The 19,094-nt window shown below is 44.3% G+C and carries 13 protein-coding genes; 7 read left to right on the forward strand and 6 right to left on the reverse strand.

The features are described 5' to 3' along the window. The first annotated feature begins 35 nt into the window (after positions 1–35). Genes thiC through ND16A_RS13510 form a run of 6 tightly spaced genes read left to right on the forward strand, consistent with a single transcriptional unit; the run spans position 36 to position 6,543 of the window. Positions 36–2,015, forward strand: coding sequence for a phosphomethylpyrimidine synthase ThiC (thiC, locus tag ND16A_RS13535; protein ID WP_033076723.1), 1,980 nt, complete (start codon positions 36–38; stop codon positions 2,013–2,015). A 2-nt stretch (positions 2,016–2,017) separates the two neighbouring features. Next, positions 2,018–3,187, forward strand: coding sequence for a glycine oxidase ThiO (gene thiO, locus ND16A_RS13530; protein WP_052072924.1), 1,170 nt, complete (start codon positions 2,018–2,020; stop codon positions 3,185–3,187). Continuing rightward, complete coding sequence (thiS, locus tag ND16A_RS13525; protein ID WP_052072925.1) at positions 3,174–3,419, forward strand: sulfur carrier protein ThiS; 246 nt, start codon at positions 3,174–3,176, stop codon at positions 3,417–3,419. Before thiO ends, thiS begins: the two co-directional genes overlap by 14 nt. A gap of 15 nt (positions 3,420–3,434) precedes the next feature. Beyond that, entirely contained in the window at positions 3,435–4,238 is an 804-nt protein-coding gene (locus ND16A_RS13520) for a thiazole synthase (protein WP_033076724.1), read from the forward strand. After that, the gene (thiE, locus tag ND16A_RS13515) at positions 4,238–5,785 is read left to right on the forward strand and encodes a thiamine phosphate synthase (RefSeq protein WP_052072926.1); all 1,548 of its coding nucleotides are present in this window, start codon (positions 4,238–4,240) and stop codon (positions 5,783–5,785) included. The genes ND16A_RS13520 and thiE overlap by 1 nt, the downstream gene beginning before the upstream one ends. Positions 5,786–5,787: 2 nt before the next feature. Continuing rightward, positions 5,788–6,543, forward strand: a complete 756-nt coding sequence (locus ND16A_RS13510; RefSeq protein WP_033076725.1) for a HesA/MoeB/ThiF family protein — start codon at positions 5,788–5,790, stop codon at positions 6,541–6,543. An 88-nt stretch (positions 6,544–6,631) separates the two neighbouring features. Here the strand turns inward: ND16A_RS13510 and ssb are convergent, their stop codons facing one another. The 6 genes from ssb to ND16A_RS13485 form a co-directional block, all read right to left on the reverse strand. Further along, positions 6,632–7,276, reverse strand: a complete 645-nt coding sequence (gene ssb, locus ND16A_RS13505) for a single-stranded DNA-binding protein (RefSeq protein ID WP_033076726.1) — start codon at positions 7,274–7,276, stop codon at positions 6,632–6,634. A gap of 262 nt (positions 7,277–7,538) precedes the next feature. Then, positions 7,539–10,763, reverse strand: a complete 3,225-nt coding sequence (locus ND16A_RS13500) for an amidohydrolase family protein (protein WP_052072927.1) — start codon at positions 10,761–10,763, stop codon at positions 7,539–7,541. A 149-nt stretch (positions 10,764–10,912) separates the two neighbouring features. Further along, positions 10,913–13,159 carry a tetratricopeptide repeat protein gene (locus ND16A_RS20135; protein WP_052072928.1) on the reverse strand — a complete coding sequence of 749 codons (2,247 nt, stop codon included), beginning with the start codon at positions 13,157–13,159 and terminating at the stop codon, positions 10,913–10,915. An 88-nt stretch (positions 13,160–13,247) separates the two neighbouring features. Next, complete coding sequence (locus ND16A_RS13495) at positions 13,248–13,865, reverse strand: flavin prenyltransferase UbiX (RefSeq protein WP_033076727.1); 618 nt, start codon at positions 13,863–13,865, stop codon at positions 13,248–13,250. A gap of 65 nt (positions 13,866–13,930) precedes the next feature. Further along, positions 13,931–15,295 carry a UDP-N-acetylmuramate:L-alanyl-gamma-D-glutamyl-meso-diaminopimelate ligase gene (gene mpl, locus ND16A_RS13490; protein WP_033076728.1) on the reverse strand — a complete coding sequence of 455 codons (1,365 nt, stop codon included), beginning with the start codon at positions 15,293–15,295 and terminating at the stop codon, positions 13,931–13,933. A gap of 30 nt (positions 15,296–15,325) precedes the next feature. Next, on the reverse strand, positions 15,326–17,743 hold the full coding sequence (locus tag ND16A_RS13485) for a zinc-dependent metalloprotease (protein ID WP_033076769.1): 2,418 nt from the start codon (positions 17,741–17,743) through the stop codon (positions 15,326–15,328). 234 nt (positions 17,744–17,977) lie between these two features. Between ND16A_RS13485 and ND16A_RS13480 the strand changes: the two genes are divergently transcribed. Then, positions 17,978–18,946, forward strand: a complete 969-nt coding sequence (locus tag ND16A_RS13480; protein WP_033076729.1) for a class 1 fructose-bisphosphatase — start codon at positions 17,978–17,980, stop codon at positions 18,944–18,946. The last annotated feature ends 148 nt before the right edge of the window (positions 18,947–19,094 follow it).

Here is a 19,094-nt window from a genome sequence, read left to right on the forward strand (position 1 = left end):
AGTTTTTAATTCATTATTAAAACAGGTGAGAGAACATGAGTTCAAACAATCGTCGTCAACGTCGCGAACAAGCCGAGGCGTTTATCAACAATGTGACTGGTCAGTCATATCCCAATTCTCAAAAGATTTATGTGCAAGGTACATTGCATGACATTCAGGTGGGCATGCGTGAGGTTACACAAAGCGATAGCCTAGTTGGCGGTGGCAAAGATAATCCGGTATTTGAGCCGAACGAGCCGATTTGTGTATACGATACCTCTGGCCCCTATTCCGATGACAGTATCGACATTAATGTCCATCAAGGTCTGCCACAACTGCGTAAAGCCTGGCTCGATCAGCGTAGCGACAGTGAGTTTATCGGCAGTGTATCTTCGAACTTTAGCCAACAACGCCTGGCTGATGAAGGCCTGGATCACCTTCGCTTCGAGCATTTACCGAAAATTCGTCAGGCCAAGAGTGGCCAAAATGTTAGCCAAATGCACTATGCCCGCCAAGGCATTATCACTCCTGAAATGGAATACGTGGCGATCCGCGAAAATATGAAACTGAGTGATGTCAAAGATGAGTTATTAAAGCATCAGCACCCGGGCAACTCATTCGGCGCCAGCATTCCGAAAGAAATTACTGCCGAATTTGTGCGTCAGGAAATTGCCAGTGGCCGTGCAGTATTACCGGCCAACATCAATCACCCGGAACTAGAACCGATGATCATTGGTCGTAACTTCTTAATCAAAGTAAATGCCAATATCGGCAACTCGGCGGTTAGCTCGTCGATTGAAGAAGAAGTGGAAAAGTTATTGTGGTCAACCAAATGGGGCGCCGATACAGTGATGGATTTATCTACAGGCCGTTATATTCATGAGACTCGCGAATGGATCATCCGCAACTCACCAGTACCCATTGGCACCGTGCCAATTTATCAGGCGTTAGAAAAAGTGAACGGTGTTGCCGAAGATCTTACCTGGGAAATTTTCCGCGATACGTTAATCGAGCAAGCGGAGCAAGGGGTGGATTACTTCACCATACATGCCGGGGTGTTATTGCGTTATGTACCTATGACTGCCAAGCGCTTAACCGGCATTGTCTCTCGCGGTGGCGCTATTATGGCGAAATGGTGTTTGGCCCACCACCAGGAAAACTTCTTATACACCCACTTTGAAGAGATCTGTGAGATCATGAAAACCTACGATGTATCGTTTTCATTAGGCGATGGTTTACGTCCAGGATCGATTGCGGACGCCAACGATGAAGCGCAGTTCTCCGAGTTACGCACCTTGGGTGAGCTCACCAAGATTGCCTGGCAGCACGATGTGCAGGTAATGGTTGAAGGCCCAGGCCATGTGCCATTACACATGGTGAAAGAGAACATGGAGCAGCAACTCGAGCATTGTCATGAAGCGCCGTTTTACACTTTGGGCCCATTAACGACCGACATCGCGCCGGGTTACGATCACATCACCTCAGGCATAGGTGCCGCTAATATTGGCTGGTACGGTTGTGCCATGCTGTGTTACGTAACACCAAAAGAGCACTTGGGCTTACCGAATAAAGACGATGTCAAAGAAGGCTTGATGACTTATAAAATTGCCGCTCATGCCGGTGATTTAGCCAAAGGCCATCCGGGTGCGCAGGTACGTGATAATGCGTTATCGAAAGCGCGCTTTGAGTTTCGCTGGCACGATCAGTTTAACCTTGGCCTTGATCCAGAACGCGCCTTGCAATACCACGATGAAACCCTGCCGCAAGAATCTGGCAAGGTTGCCCATTTTTGTTCGATGTGTGGGCCGAAGTTTTGTTCGATGAAAATTACTCAGGAAGTGCGTGATTACGCCGCTAACCTTGAAGCTGAAGCCATTGAAATAAAAGTAATAGAAGGCCTTGATAAAATAATTCATTCTGGACAAAGCATTTCTGCAGAGCAAGGTATGCAAGCCAAGTCAGCCGAGTTTAAAGAGCTTGGCAGTGAACTTTACCACTCGGCCACGGCACAAATTGATACCGACAAAGTAGGTTAATAATGGCAAACATTGCCATTGTTGGCGCCGGCTTAATGGGCCGGTTGGCAGCGCTGTTTTTGCATCGACAAGGTGAGCAGATCACCTTGTTCGATAAAGATCAGAAAAAGGGCGAGCTTAGCGCCGCCCGAGCTGCTGCCGGTTTATTAACGCCACTGGGTGAGTCTTTGCATTGTGAGCCTAATATCGTCGCCATGGGCTTTGACTCATTAGCGTTGTGGCCGAAAATTCTTGCTAGCCTTGACGGTTATCATTTTTTTCAGCAGCAAGGCTCACTGCTGGTTAGTCACGCGCAAGACAGTGGCGACTTTCAGCGCTTTGTCAAACACCTAAAGCACAATTATGCGCAGCACCCATGTCACTTTCTCAATCGAGAGCAGATCAATGAGCTCGAGCCTGAGCTTGGTCGTAGCTTTAATCGCGCCCTGTATTTGCCGGAAGAAGGACAAATAGGTAACCGCAAATTACTGCTGGCGTTGCAGCAACAACTTGAAAGTGAGCAAGTGAACTGGCACAGCAATCAACACGTTAAGCAAATCAACGGCAACCGTTTGTTCGTTAATGGTGATTGGCGGCGGTTTGACTTGATCATCGATTGCCGTGGAACAGGCGCAATAAAAACGGCTGGTAACACTGTCGGCGCCATTAGTGATTTACGCGCGGTTCGCGGTGAGCTGTTCCAATTATTTGCTCCCGATGTGCATATTCAGCGACCAATTCGATTAATGCACCCAAGGTATCAATTGTATATTGCCCCGAAAGATAAGGGCCATTATGTGGTGGGAGCCACTGAAATTGAAAGTGATGATGCCGGGCCGATGACAGTGCGCTCATCACTAGAGTTACTCTCGGCCGCTTACAGCATTCACCCCGGTTTTGCCGAGGCGCAAATACGCCAGCATGTGGTGGGCACTCGCCCTGCCTTTAGTGACAACCAACCGCGAATGCAGGTGAGCAATGAGCTTATCCAAATCAATGGCCTATTTCGTCACGGTTTTTTAATTGCACCTGTGTTGCTGGAACAGCTGTTAACTGCGGTAGCCCATATTAAACAGGCAAAGCCACTAGAGCAACTAGCTGAGTTAGTAGCTTACCCGGAGTTAATGCGCTGGCAGCCACCGGGATCAACAACAAATTTAAATCAGAGGCACAACACCTATGCCAACAGCTAAACCACAAACAGCGTCAATAAACATCTTCATCAATGGCGAAAGCATTTCGTTAACCGATAGCAGCAACAACACTTTGACTGATGCGTTAACCATTTATCAGCAACAAAATACTGCACTGAGCAATTTTGCTCTGGCGTTAAACGGCGAGTTTATCAGCCGTGCTGATCACCCAAACACTGCCCTTAAGCCAAATGACAGTATTGATATTTTCGCGCCGATTCAGGGCGGTTAGAGCGAGTAGAAAATTATGACCATTAATATTTATGGAACCGAGCTAGAAAGCCGTTTACTGATAGGTTCGGCGTTATATCCTTCGCCCGAGGTGATGAAAAACGCCATCGTTGCCAGCGGCTCACAAGTGGTGACCCTGTCATTGAAACGACAAAACCCTGCGGACAATGGAGGAGCTAAAATTTGGCAATACATCCAGCAGTTGAGTACGCAGAGCAAGTTGCATTTATTGCCAAATACCGCCGGCTGTAAATCGGCCAAAGAAGCGATTACCCTGGCCAAGATGAGCCGAGAGCTATTTGCCACCGACTGGATCAAACTGGAAGTAATTGGCGATGATTACAATTTGCAGCCCGATCCGATTGAACTGCTGCAGGCGGCTGCAGCACTTATCAAAGACGGCTTTAAAGTATTGCCTTATTGCACCGACGACTTAGTCCTTTGTCAGCGTCTTTACGATTTAGGCTGTGAGGTGATCATGCCCTGGGCTTCACCAATTGGTACCGGGAAAGGATTAATGACGCCATATAACCTCGAAACCATTCGTGCACGCCTGCCAGATGCAACTTTAATCGTCGATGCCGGTATTGGTCGACCTTCGGATGCTTGTCAGGCAATGGAAATGGGCTATGACGGCGTCTTGCTAAATAGCGCCGTCGCCCTCGCCGATAATCCGGTATTGATGGCGAAAGCGTTCGCTCAGGCAATAACTGCCGGTGAGCAGGGTTATGTTGCGGGTATTATGGATAAACGCCAAACGGCGCAGCCGAGTACGCCAACCTTAGATACACCGTTTTGGCACCAGATGGGGGTAAACTAATGACGACTGAACCAGCGCCTTTAAAATCAGTGCCTTTAAAACCAATCGTCTGGACCATTTCTGGCGCCGATTGCTCGGGTGGTGCCGGCATTGCCGCAGACATTAAAACCTTGCATGCACTAGGCTGTGAAGTTTGCCATTTAATTACCGCCAATACCGTGCAAAACGCCAACAAGTTGTTCGCGGTGAATGCCGTTGATTACCAAATCCTGGAGCAACAATATACCGCACTAAAATCGGATAAACCGCCTAACGTAATAAAAATTGGTTTACTGGCAACAAGGCAGCAAGTGCATTGGTTAGTCACTATTCTGGCTCAGTTAAAAGCCGAAAATGATAAGCTAGTTGTGGTGTTTGATCCGGTTGGCAGTGCCAGTGTCGGTGGCAAGTTTCATGATTTCACCCTAGATGCGCTCAATGATTTATTACCTCTGATTGATGTCATTACCCCCAACCTGATGGAAGCGCAAGCGCTGGCAAAACACAGTACTACTGATGCCGAGCAACTGGCTAATACGATTATCAAGCTTGGCGCTGCGGCGGTAGTAATAAAAGGCGGCCATCTTGGGAAATTGGATAAGCAAGATGCCAGCGAAGATTATTGTCTGGCTGACATCGATGGCGAACGTCATGTATTTCAACTAAGCAGTGATAAAATAAATACAGATTATAGCCACGGTGGCGGCTGTTCCTTCGCCTCGGCCTTAGCCGGGTTTCTGGCGAATGACCATTTGCTACGTGACGCCTTCACCTTAACTAAGGCCTTTATCAATCAAGGTCTCAAATGTCATCAAGATAAAACCGGTTATTACGGCGCCTTTGAGCAAGTAGCCGTTTCGACTAATGCCAGTGATTATCCCAAAATAACCGGCAGTTTAATGGCGCGTTACCAAGCCCTGCCGGCTTTTAAAACATTAGGCATAGCCAGAGATGGTAAGCAAAGCTTGGGACTCTACCCGGTGGTCGATTCTCTGAGCTGGTTAAAACGTCTGCTGCCGTTAGGACTGGAAATCATTCAGCTGCGGTTGAAAAATTTACCTGCAGCGCAACTTGAGCAACAAATTCAACAAGCAGTAAAATTTTGCCAGCAATATAACACCCGCCTGTTTATTAACGACTACTGGCAACTGGCAATTAAATATCAGGCTTATGGCGTACATTTGGGCCAGGAAGACTTGCAAGATGCCGATCTTGCGGCCATTAACAAAGCCGGGCTGTGCCTTGGTATCAGCACTCATGGCTGTTATGAATTTTTGCTGGCGCAACAATTTCAACCATCATACCTGGCTATTGGCGCAATTTTCCCGACGGTGACCAAAGACATGACCGGGCAAATTCAAGGCGTGGCGACATTAGCCCATACCCTTAACTTAGCCACTGATATTCCGGTCGTCGCCATTGGCGGCATCAACCTTGAGCGCGCCGAGCAAGTGTGGCAAACCGGAGTCGACAGTTTGGCGGTAGTCACGGCCATTACCTTAGCCGACAATCCTGAACGAGTGGTGGCAGACTTTCAGCAACTAATGTCGATTCCGGCAGGAGATTGACCATGGCGTTATCCGATCAAGAGTACATCCGCTATTCCCGACAAGTAATGCTGAGTCAAATCGGTGAACAGGGACAAACAAAGCTGAAAAGCAGCCATATTATTGTCGTCGGCTTAGGCGGCCTTGGCTGCCCTGCTCTGCAATACTTAGCCGCAGCGGGCATTGGTGAACTGACGTTAATCGATGATGATGTGGTTGATTTGTCGAATTTACAACGACAGGTGCTATATCGCAGCAATCATATTGGCAAAGCGAAAGTGGATGCCGCCGAGCAACAACTCTACGGCTTAAATGCGCAGGTAAAAATAACTAGCATTAATAAAAAAGTTGAGCAGGCAGATCTTGCCAAACGCTTGATTAATGCCGACTTGCTGCTCGATTGCACCGACAATGCCAGCTCGCGTTACTTTATCAATAAAGCCTGCCAGCAAGCACGCGTTGCCTTAGTGAGTGCCGCCGCCATTGGTGGTAATGGTCAGTTGGCGGTTTTTAATTTTGCCCAGCAAAAATCTCCATGCTATCGCTGCCTTTATCCTGATTTAGATAAGCAAATAGGTACTAGTTTAAATTGTCAAAATGCTGGGGTTCTCGGACCAGTACTTGGAGTAATGGGGAGTTTACAAGCGATAGAAGCGATTAAGTTATTAACACAGCCAGAGCAAGTAAAAGCCAACAGTTTAATGTTGTTTGACGCCTGGCAGCTCAAGTTTAATGAAGTCAAACTTAACACAAATAGGCTTTGCGTAAACTGCTCTTAAATTTAATCATCAGCAATAACCCTCCAAAAACTATAAAGGCTCCCAAGGGAGCCTTTGATTAGTTTAAGTTTTAAACTAAGATTCCAACCTAAAACGGAATATCGTCATCGAAGTCCATTACAGGCTCTTGCGGGTTCACTTTCGGCGCTTGTTGCTTTTGGAAGCCGCCCTGTTGCTGACCTTGCTGCTGGTAACCACCTTGTTGAGGTGCTTGCTGCTGAAAACCACCACCTTGCTGTTGCGGGGCCTGGTTTTGAGGAGCCTGGTTTTGGTAGCCGCCTTGTTGCATAGCTGGTTTTTGTTGCTGTGCTTGTGGTTTAAAACCACCTTGCTGTTGCGGAGCTTGCTGCTGGAAACCACCGCCAGCTGGAGCACCTTGACCAGCGCCTGCGCCACGAGAATCTAACATTTGCATTTCGTTGGCACGAATTTCAGTGGTGTATTGATCTACACCTTGTTGGTTCTGCCATTTACGCGTTTGTAAACGACCTTCAACGTATACTTTTGAACCTTTTTTCAGGTACTCGCCAGCAATTTCCGCTAAACGGTTATTAAATACTACACGATGCCATTCAGTGACTTCTTTTTGCTCACCAGTTTGCTTGTCTTTCCAGCTTTCTGAGGTGGCAATGGTTACATTACAAATTGCACCACCACTTGGGAAAAAACGAGTCTCAGGATCTTGTCCTAAGTTACCTACAACGATTACTTTATTTACACCACGACTAGCCATGAAAACATCCTGCTTTAACAAATATATTTATGATAATAGCCCGCCGTTAAGGAGTGGGGACGAGCTACGTTAGGTTTGTTTTAAAAATCCTATTACTGAAATTACTTTTCTAGGATTAGTCACTCAGTTTATCATTCTAAAATGATTTAAAGAAGGGAAAAACTAACTTAATTGGTATTTTTAAAAAGGTACTCGAGTACCATAAAAAAAGCCTTAATAGAATCAACTATTAAGGCTTTGTATTGTTCAATCAATAAAAAATTTATTGAAAGTAGAACGGCTCACGTTTGTTATCGTAGTTACCAATTTCGTTCATGCTATCGGCATCATAAATACGGCCATTGATCATCACATGACTGACTTTATCGGATTGACGAATGTCTTTCACCACATCACCATCAACGACGATAATATCGGCCAGTTTACCCGCTTTTAACGAACCAATATTGTTATCCAGGCCTAAATGCTTGGCAGGATCAATCGTCGCGGTGCGGATGGCTTGTAGTGGCGTCATACCACCTTGCGCCATCATCCACATTTCCCAGTGGGCCGCTAAACCTTCACGCTGGCCGTGAGCACCAATACCCACCAATACGCCCATATCTTGCATTTCTTTGGCAACACTGGCCACGCTCATGTGGTTATAGTGATGCTCTGGGGCAGTAGTACGGCGCATCGCACGAGGGGCCAATACATCCGCTGGTACGTATTTGCTTAAACGCGGGTGTTTCCACACTTCGGTTTTATCGTACCAGTAATGCTCACCAGAAATACCACCGTAAGAAACCACCAAGGTAGGTACGTAAGCAGTTTGTGATTGCTGCCAGAACTGACGAATATCGTCGTAAATTTTCGCGGTAGAGATTGAGTGTTCTAGTGAGGTATGACCATCGGCAACCATAGACAAGTTATGTTGCAGTAATGAGCCACCTTCTGGCACTACCATCATGCCTAATTCGCGGCCAGCCTGAATAATTTGCTGACGTTGATTACGACGTGGTTGGTTGTAGGATTTAACACTAAAGGCGCCAACTTTTTGTAACCGTTCCAATTGGAATTTAGCATCGTCTAAACTGTCAACGTGTGAAGTATAACCCGGGCCAGAGGCACCGTATAAAATACTGCCGGTCGAGAAAATTCGCGGTGCGACAATATCACCGGCTTTTTGCAATTCACTGGCGGCAAAAACTTCGGTGGTATCGTTTGATGGATCGTGAATAGTCGTTACCCCGAGCGAAATAGTGGCGTAGTTTTTCCAGTTTTGCTGAGGAATAATTTCATTACTCCCTTGTGAACCATGGGCATGGGCATCCACTAAACCTGGCATTACCGTTTTACCAGTGACATCAATCACCGTCGCATCCGATGGTATTTTCACTTCACCTTGTTTACCAACCGCTTTAATGTGCTTACCTTCAACAAGTACCACACCGTTAGTGATCACTTGCTCACCTTCCATAGTAACCACCTGGCCACCGACTAAAGCAACTATGCCTTTAGGCGCATCCGATTTTTTACTAAAGCCAAGGGCTGTAATTTTTGGTGCAACGTCTTCATCGGCTTTATAACCAATATCAAACATGCCGTTTAAACTTGCCTGATATAAGTCAGGGCCTAAGCTCCAGTAAATTTCATCGCTGTTTGCATTCCAGCTAATGCTTTCACCGGCGCGAGCAGAGAGTTTTCTTACCGGGATATTGGTCGCTTTCGGACCAATTTTGATCACATCACCGCGTTCAACCAAAGGCGTTACAAAGACTTTGAATCGTTCGGCAAACGCTAAGTACTTGCCATTTGGCGCCACTTTAAATTCGGTGGCGTATTTACCCGTGTATAAAGTTTTCTCGTTTTCACCGGTCAAATCGATACGAGCAAGCTCTGGCATTTCGCCCCATTGGTTTAAATAAATCCGGTCATTACGTGCAGCAAACTGTGGATGTGAGCCATTTTCAGTGATCAGTTTTGCTTTACCACCTTTACTGGAAACTTGGTAAATACCTGGATTTACGCCCCACTCTGGCGAGGTGATATAGCCCCCCTTCGTTTTGCGGTACACCACGGTTTTACCATCTGGGGAGAACGTCGCTTCGATGTATTTGCCCGGCTCAGACAATAAGTTTTTGCCTTTACCCGACTTTGCCGAAACCACGCGGATGTTACCTTGCTTCTTATCATCCCAGGTTGAAAACACAATCTTTTTGCCATCGCGAGAAAAGCTTGGGTTTAATTCAAAATGGTCATTTTGTTTGGTTAAACGCTTAGGCTTACCATCGGGTAATGAACGGGTGTAAATATGACCCAGCGCTTCAAACACGACTTTTTTGCCATTTGGCGAAATTTCCACATCGCGTAGCATTTTCACATCAAAGTTATCGACATCGATGTTTTGCGCAAAACGTAATGCCGGTTGAATTTTCTTGGTCGCTTCAACCTTAAATTCAATGATTTCAGTTTCATTATCGTCAAGGTTTAACTTGTTAATTTTACCACCAGCCCAGAAGATGATCTCTTCATTATCCGGGGTCCAGGCCATTGTTGGGTATACACCATGAATGGCCCAGGTTTCTTGCATGTCTCGGTCTAACTTATCGTAAACCGAGGTCTTTTTGCCGGTTTCCAGATCGTAGATAAATAATGTCGATTGGAAATCAACGCGGCTGATGTACGCCAGCTTTTTGCCATCTGGTGATGGTGTTGGACGAATAGCGCCACCACGCCCGGTTAAGATCACATCAATTTCGCCAGTTTCACGATCGAGACGTTTGATCTTATAAATGCCTTTTTCAGAATCTTTTGAGTAGTGAAAGGTTTTACCCGGCGTGGCATCTTGTGAGAAATACACATATTTGCCATCCGGCGAAAACGCCGGCTCGCCCAAATCTTTTTGCTCATTTGGTCGCTTGGTTAGCATCATGCCATCGCCACCGGTTTTGTGGTACATCCACACTTCACCGGCGCCTAAAGAGCGGGTACCGGTAAAATGCTTACGGGCAACCAGATAATCACCATCTGGCGACCATGCCGGAGAGTTCAATAAACGGAATGTTTCTTTAGTAACCGCAGTTGGGTTTGAACCATCAACCTCCATTACCCAAATATTGTCACCGCCACCCTGATCTGAGGTAAAAGCGATGTGCTTGCCATCGGGAGAGAACGTTGGCTGCATTTGCCAGGCAATATCATTGAACAATGGCGTGGCGTTACCGCCACTCACTGGCATAGTGTAAATATCACCGAGTAAATCAAAAACGATGGTTTCACCGTCTGGACTGATATCAACGTTCATCCAGGTGCCTTGGTCTACGTTGATTGTAGCGTCGGTGAATTCGCCCATAGGTTCGTTTACCGACCACTCGGCTTTTTTCTCTTCTTTATTTTTCACTTCCGCGGCTTCTTTATCGGCGGCGAAAGCTGTGGTGCTTGCCAACAACACCGAAAGTGATGCGGCAATAATTGCAGGTTTTGTTTTCATGGTAAAAAGTGACATTTAGGTGCCCTGTCTTATTCAATTTTAAGTTGATTTTTGCTGATCAAATTTTTAGCTGTACGAAATAGAACACATTGCCGGCAAGGTGTAAAGAAAGGTTATGAAAGGTAGATCATTTTTAAGGTGAAATACATGAATTAAACGGTGAGTTACAACGTGCTAATATTTGCTTCATTTATTTGCTCTAAAAACTGTTTTCGCTTTTCGTCAAGTTTATACTCGGCTATTTTTAAAATTCGATTAAACTCTATATCTTCCTTTAAGAAGTCAAAGCAATAATTTTGTTGTAAAACATGTATTTCATCAAAGTAATTGTTTTTTTCATAGAGCTTAGCTAACGTCGATAAGGTTTTTTCTTTATTTCCTAAACATGCATAGGTTAAAGGGATACCCAAGCCAACGGTAGTCGGTTCAGGATCTCTTTTCATTGCCGTTGACATACTCAGCTCAATTTTTTGGGCAATTATTTCAGCACTTTTTGTGTCATGCTGAATCAAAGCAGAATACAGAAGTAATGCTTCGGAGATATATTGGCTATTCAGCAGTTCTTTGTTTAACAATTGCGGATAATGCTCGAGTAGTAAGTCACTTGCTAACTCATATTCACCCTCTTCTATTTGTGCAGTCGCTAATAGGTACTGACTGTCCAAGGTGTTATTTTCTTTTACAAAGTCTTTCAGTAATTGTACCAATTCAGCTTTTGTGATCATTTCATGGTTCAGCTTGTAAAGACCAATAGATAATTGCGTATAGGCAATTGTTGAGGTTTTCGCTTTTGAATTTAGCAATATTTTTAACGTACTTTCGGCTTGCTCTACCATGTTCAGCGTCAGATAAAAGCCAATTTTGGAAGATAAAATTCGTCCAGAATTTTCGATGCTATTATTTTGACTGATTTTCCAGGCTTTATGCCAATCTAAACCTGTGAGCCAGTAATGCAACAAAGCAGTATCGGCTATAAATGAAGAATGTGGATTTACATCAAGCATCATAGCTAAATAATTTTCCGACTCGATTAATCGGCCGTCTATTCTTTCCTGGAAATACAGATTGGTTAACAAAATCTCTGACACCGGATCAAGTGAAAGCGCTTGTTTATAGAGGGTTTTAACTTTTGCCTTTTCTGTTTTTGTCATATTTAAGAAATCTGTCACATATACCACGGCATACCAATGGTAGGCTTGGGCGTAATTAGGATTAGTGGCAATTGCTTTTTCATAAGAGCGAATTGCATTTGCCTTCTCCCCCTTACTTTCATAATAAGCGCCAATAGAAGTATCGATTTCAGCGCTATTGTTTGCTCCATCAAAAAAAGGTGTTAACAAAGAAAGAGAGTGTTTTAAAAAGTCTTTTTTCGATAGGTTTGCATGAGCTTCTTGTAAACTTAAAGTATCGACTAAACCTGAAATAGCCAACTGATTATCCGGGTCTATAATCAACGATTTTTTGAAAGCATTGACCGACTTTTCAAGTGATTCAGGGGTTCTAGCTCGCATAAAATAACGCCCTAACAAATAGGCATCTTGCGCTTGTGGTATTCGTGTACCATGCTCAGTTAATGCCACGATTTGCTCTTTTAATAGGGTGATTTTCAATTGCTGAACTACAGAAGCCGATATTTCATCCTGAATTTTAAATACATCATCAATTTCATAATCGTAGGTTTCTGACCATAAATGGTAACCAGTATCGGCTTGAATAAGCTGGGCGGTAACTCTTAATTTCGTGCCCGATTTTCTGACGCTGCCTTCAAGCACATGCTCCACATCCAATTTGTCGGCGATTTCTTTAATATCCATATTTTTGTTTTTAAAGAAGAAAGAAGAAGTTCTCGCCGCAACTTTTAATTGTTTGATACGTGCCAATACATTGAGTAACTCTTCCGATAAGCCATCAGAGAAGTATTCTTGCTCTGGATCATTACTCATATTCACAAACGGCAAAACGGCAATTGAAGTCACTTGATCTGACAGAGCTATTGAAGGTGATTGATAAGCTGCACTGTCGTCTGCTGTGCCATTGCTGTTGACGGTTGCAATATTGCTTATATCTTCAGTGAAATAAGCCTCATTGGTTAAGAAGATAAGGGCAATAGCCATGGCGGCAATGATACCAAAATCGAGCTTTCTCCCGGTAATATTGGTAATTGAATCATCAACCACAACATCTTTACTGCGCATGATCCCTTGTGGGGTTAATTCAAATGCCCAGGCAAAAAGACAAGCTATTGGGAAGCCCACCACCAGAAACACGATTATTACCGGAGTAACCCATTCAGGTAATTTCAGGTAGGGTTCGAGCACGGCAACAATCTGGATGATTAACCAGGCAGTGATAAGATAAGCGGTGGCAACTTTGAAGACGTTACGGCGTTTTAATTCCCTGAAAACGGTCAAGTGTTTCCCTTTATGATTTTACTTTATTAGCTAAAGTTTAGACCAAAACCATAAATTTGGATGAATAAATCAGCACATTTTAAATGCGTTAGTTACTATAACCCCAACGAGGCATAATGGTTTGTTCGATACCGATATGATCTAGCATACGTCCCACCATAAAATCGATTAAATCATTAATGGATTCAGGATTATGATAAAAACCTGGGGCTGCCGGCATTATGGTGACGCCCATTTGTGAGAGGCTGTGCATATTGGCCAAATGTATGGTGGAAAACGGCGTTTCTCTTGGCACTAAAATTAACTGACCACGTTCTTTAATCACCACATCGGCGGCACGTTCTATTAAGTTATCGCTCATGCCCTGACTAATGGCGGCAAGAGTGCCGGTTGAGCACGGACAAACCACCATTTGTTTCGGCGCAGCAGAGCCAGAAGCTACCGGCGAGAACCATTGCTCTTTGCCAAATACGGTAATTTGCCCGGCTTTGGCCTGGTATTTTTCGCTGAGAAATTTTGTTGCAGCATCTGGACTGGCGGGTAATTTTACTTTTACTTCGGTATCCAGCACCACGCGGGCGGCACTTGAGATAAGAACGTAGACCTGATAGTTCGCCGCAATCAGGCACTCTAATAAGCGTAAGGCATAAAGGGAGCCCGATGCGCCGGTGATTGCTAATGTTATTTTACCGTTGAATTTTGCCAATGTGTTTCTCGTGTTTATTCGACGCAAAAGAAAGATCCTGACTTTCGTCGGGATGACGTTTAATGTTAATGAATGAGTCCTAGTTCCTTTATCAGCTTAGTATGAAAACCGCCAAAGCCGCCATTACTCATTACCACAATATGATCGCCTGCTTTCGCATTTTTGGCAACCAAGTCGACCAGGTTATCGATATCATCTTCACAAAATGCAGGGGCTTTACAATCATTGATCAAATCACTGACCGACCATTTTACCTTCTCATCCTGGTAAAAATAAACCACATCGGCCTGCTCTAAAGATGCCGCTAGGGTGTCTTTATGCACACCTGATTTCATCGTATTCGAGCGCGGTTCCAACACCGCAACGATGCGCTCGCTGCCAACTTTGGCGCGAAAGCCTGATAAGTTTTTGCTGATGGCGGTAGGGTGATGAGCAAAGTCATCATAAACCTTGATGTTGTTAACCTCGCCAACCAGTTCTTGCCGGCGTTTGGTATTGACAAATTCAGCCAAAGCATCAATGGCAATATGGCTAGGCACACCGGCATGACGTGCTGCGGCAATCGCCATTAAGGCGTTATCGATATTAAAATCGCCAATTAAATCCCATTTAACCGTGCCTTGTAATTGCTGATCAAACAGCACCTGAAACTCACTGCCATCAGCCGTTAATTTTTCAGCAAGCCAACCACTATCATCGCCACTGTATTCTATTGGCGTCCACGCTCCCATGGTCAGCGTTTCGGTTAACGCCCGATCATGTTTCGGAGCGAGTAATAAACCATTACCAGGCACCATTCTCACCACATGGTGAAATTGGCGTTGAATATCTTTAATTGAATCAAAGATATCGGCATGATCAAATTCCAGGTTATTCATCACTAGCGTACGTGGTCGATAATGGACAAACTTAGAACGCTTATCAAAAAAAGCGGTATCGTATTCATCGGCTTCAATCACAAAAAATGGCGAGTTGCCAAGACGTGCCGAGGTATCGAAATTTTGTGGCACGCCACCAATCAAGTAACCCGGGGTTAAATGCGCATACTCTAAAATCCAGGCCAACATAGAGCTGGTGGTAGTTTTACCGTGGGTACCCGAAACAGCAAGCACCCACCTGTCTTTTAACACGTTTTCAAGTAACCATTGCGGGCCAGAGGTGTAGGCTATATTTCGCTCCATCACATACTCAACCATTGGGTTTCCGCGCGACATGGCATTACCGACAATGACCATATCAGGCTCGTCTTGCAAATGCTCAATGTTATAGCCTTGCATCAGCTCAATACCCAACTGTTCAAGTTGCGTACTCATTGGCGGATAGACGTTGGCATCACAACCTGATACTCGAAAACCAAGCTGTTTGGCAATGGCGGCGATACCGCCCATAAAGGTGCCGCAAATACCAAGAATATGTAGGTGTTTTGTCATTAATTTTCTACTTTTGAATTACTATTTTCACTACTGAAACGAGCCAATAGGCGAGCCCGGAGGTAAGCTCACCGGCACTTCATTATGAATGGTTTTACCTTGCTGTAAGCTAAACGCAATTTGTTGATTTAACAAACTGTATTGCCCGTATAATGGCTTCGACTTGGCATGATAAGACGTTTTCGTCGTTAACCACTGCTGTAAATCGAGCAAATGAGTAAACACTTGTGTGCGAACTTCTGCGACAATTTTATCATTATGAAATAAAGCCAATAAACTGTCTAACGTTTGTTGATTCAGCCGTTGCTGAATGGCGAAACTCAGCCCCTGTTTAGCGCTTTGTTTTATCGTTGCCTGAATCAGCTGCTCCAATAATTGTCCCACAGAAGGGATACCAGGCTCAAGCATATGTTGCTGATTCAACCGTGCCAGTCGTTGCGGATTGAGCATTAAGCTGATGGTATTTTTCGCACTCGCCTGGGCAGCCGTTACCGGATCAAAGGTTAACGAGGTATTCGAACTAAAGCTTTCACGGTTGCGGTAATAACCATAGGCTTTTGGTGGAATAAGGTTAATGATATCGGTTGGCAGTGTTAACAACTCACTGTCTAAGGTTGCTAACAAACCGCTAATTGCCGCTTGTTGATTAACGCCGCTAACCATAGATTGGGCATGCTCATCTTCGCCTTTCACCGCATAAGAGTAATTTATGCCGGCAATCACTTTCGCCGCCGCTTCTACCTGAAAGCGATGTAAATTATAAATAGGCACTAGCGCATTTTCAATTTCAGCAAATGGAGTGCCGGTTTTGATGGTATTGATGCCAAAATTTTGCAGAGCTTTGGCTCGTACGGTCAATAGCCGCGCTAGTTCAGCGACCGGATCTGCACCGTTATCCCATAAATGTCCCACCGCTTGTGCTCCACCTTTAGGGCGCGAGTCCGGATCAGACATATATTGTAAGCCTTTATTTTTTGCGGCTTTGACTACGGCTTTAAGATCTTCTTGCTCATTGGCAAAGTCACCATAGGCATAATGAATTACATGCTTGTCCCATTCTCCAATATCTTCGGCATACGCATTGGATAAGTCAATCTCACCTTGCTCATCTAATGTGATCAACGGATGTGGATAGTCCATTACCGAGGCGCGGTTATTGACACTGGCAGAAAAGTTGTGAGCAATACCTAAAGTATGACCCACTTCATGAGCCGACAATTGACGAATGCGTGCTAACGCCATTGCTTTTTGGCTGCTGGTGTCTACATTATCCTTGCTAAATGGCGAGGTTAACCCTAAGGCAATTAAGTAATCCTGACGCACTCTTAATGAGCCGAGCGTTACATGACCTTTCAGTATTTCCCCGGTTCGAGGATCGACAACAGAAGAGCCATAAGACCAACCGCGGGTGGCACGATGCACCCATTGGATCACGTTATAACGTATATCCATAGGGTCGGCATCTGCTGGCAGCATTTTTACCTGAAAGGCATTTTTATAGCCAATGGCTGCATAGGCCTGTTCCCACCACATTGCGCCATCGATTAGTGCCGAGCGAACTGGCTCGGGTACGCCCGGATCTAAATAGTAGACAATCGGCTCAACCGCCTCACTTAGTGTTTTACTCGGATCTTTTTTCTCTAAGCGATGCCGGGGGATCACTCTTTGGATTAACGATTGATCAATGGCAGTGGCGTAATCGGCGTATTCAACAGACCACATGCCCGAATACGGATGGAATTGTCGCGTTTGATAATTGTCATCCGGTAAGCGAATTAATGAATGATGTAAGTTTACCGTTACCGCACTGGCATCTGGCGTCACCGAACGTAAATATTCTCCCGCATCCTTACCTTTAAAGGTGATCACCGCTTCCAATTCGGTATTATCAACAAACGCTTTGCTGCGTCTTTGATACAAACCACTGCGGGTAACATCGATCGCGTAACTGCCCTGCTTTCCTGCTTTTAAGGAGGCCCCAATATTGTGAATGTCGGATAACAAAAATGGGGTGTAGTCGATAATCACTTTATTATCGATGCTTTCTTCGACTTTAAAGCCCCAAATTATAGAGCTGGCAAACGCTTCATCGATGGCTTCGCGTTCGAGTATATTGTCACTGGTAGCGCGATAATAAGTATTTAATTGGCGTAAAAATACTTTATTGCCAACTTGTTCAAATTGCACTAAACGAGTATCGCCCAACTGACCTCTATCTAAGCCGATATCGTTAGAGCCAATGCCATGCGGCATACTGCTTTGAAATAAAAATTGCTGATTAAAATCGCTGATTTCTACATACACTTTCGCGCTAGTGTCATCAATGTAGAACGGCATAAACCCTTGATGATATGTTTTATTGTCAGTAAATTTTTCATTTGCCTGTGCAACTTGGATGCAGGATAAAAGCGTTAAGAAAAATAGGATAGCGACAGAAAATGGTTTCATGCCAGGTCTCAATATATTGTTATTTTTCATCTCAATGTTTGCTAAATAGTTTCAAGTTCAAATATTGCATCCAATATACACGAAATAATAAAGAATTTATTTAGCTTCTAGTAAATAATTTAATGATCTGTTGATTTTTAGTTTTGTTTAGAGATCTTCGTCATTCTCTTGTACAATAGAGCGAATATAAACATTGTTCATTTTCACTCTTATTTATAAAAGTTCAGGTACCCCATGCAACGAATTGCCCCGGCACTACGCCAAGATAACGTTCCTTTAGATTTGATTTCATTAATTAAAACCGTACTAGCCGCCTGTAAAGAAATATCTTTCCGTGTTGGCCAGGGCCACTTAAGCGGGGTAATGGGTTCAACTTTGGATGAAAATATTCAAGGTGAGGTACAAAAAGAATTAGATGTGGTTGCCAACCAGTTATTGAAAGATATTCTGCTAGAATCAGGCTTTGTTAAAGCCATTTCTTCGGAAGAAGAAGACACTTCAGTTGCCGGCCATGAAGATGGTAAATACATCGTTTCATTTGATCCATTAGACGGTAGTTCAAACATTGAAATTAATTCGTTAATTGGTACCATTTTCTCAATCATGGAAGCACCAGCAGGTATGAGTGCAGATGATCCTGATATGTTCAAACAAGCGGGCGTTAACCAGGTTTGTGCCGGATATGTTTTATATGGCCCAGCAACGATTTTAGCGTTGACCACGGGTAATGGTACCCACTTCTACACCTTGGATAAAACGCATGGCAGTTTCATGCTGACAGAGCGTAATGTACAAGTGACAGAAAATACTTCTGAATTTGCGGCAAACATGTCTAACCAGCGTTTTTGGCATGAACCAATGCAAAACTACATCAATGATTTAGTTGCCGGTACTGATGGGCCGCGTGAGCGTAACTTCAATATGCGCTGGATTGCGGCCATGGTTGGCGATGTGCATCGTGTATTGGTTCGCGGTGGTTTATTTACTTACCCTGCCGATAGCAAAGATCCGAACAAACCTTATAAATTACGGTTAATGTATGAAGCCAACCCGATGAGTTTTTTGATTGAACAAGCCGGTGGTCTGAGCGTAACAAGTACGGCTCGAATTATGGAAATTGAACCAACCGATATTCACCAACGAGTGGAAGTGATTTTAGGTTCAAAAAACGAAGTGGAAAAATGCTTAAGCTATTATAGCTAATTGAACCCCAAACAATAAATTAATAATCCGGCTTTTTTCAGTCGGATTTTTTTTGTCTACATTTCATCTTTACCTGTTATTACAGCCATTTACTCGCAAAATTAGCAATCTAATTCATACTGATACAGTAATAATAAGTGTTGGTTGA

This window comes from Thalassotalea sp. ND16A, from assembly GCF_000764205.1.
Classification (GTDB): domain Bacteria; phylum Pseudomonadota; class Gammaproteobacteria; order Enterobacterales; family Alteromonadaceae; genus Thalassotalea_A.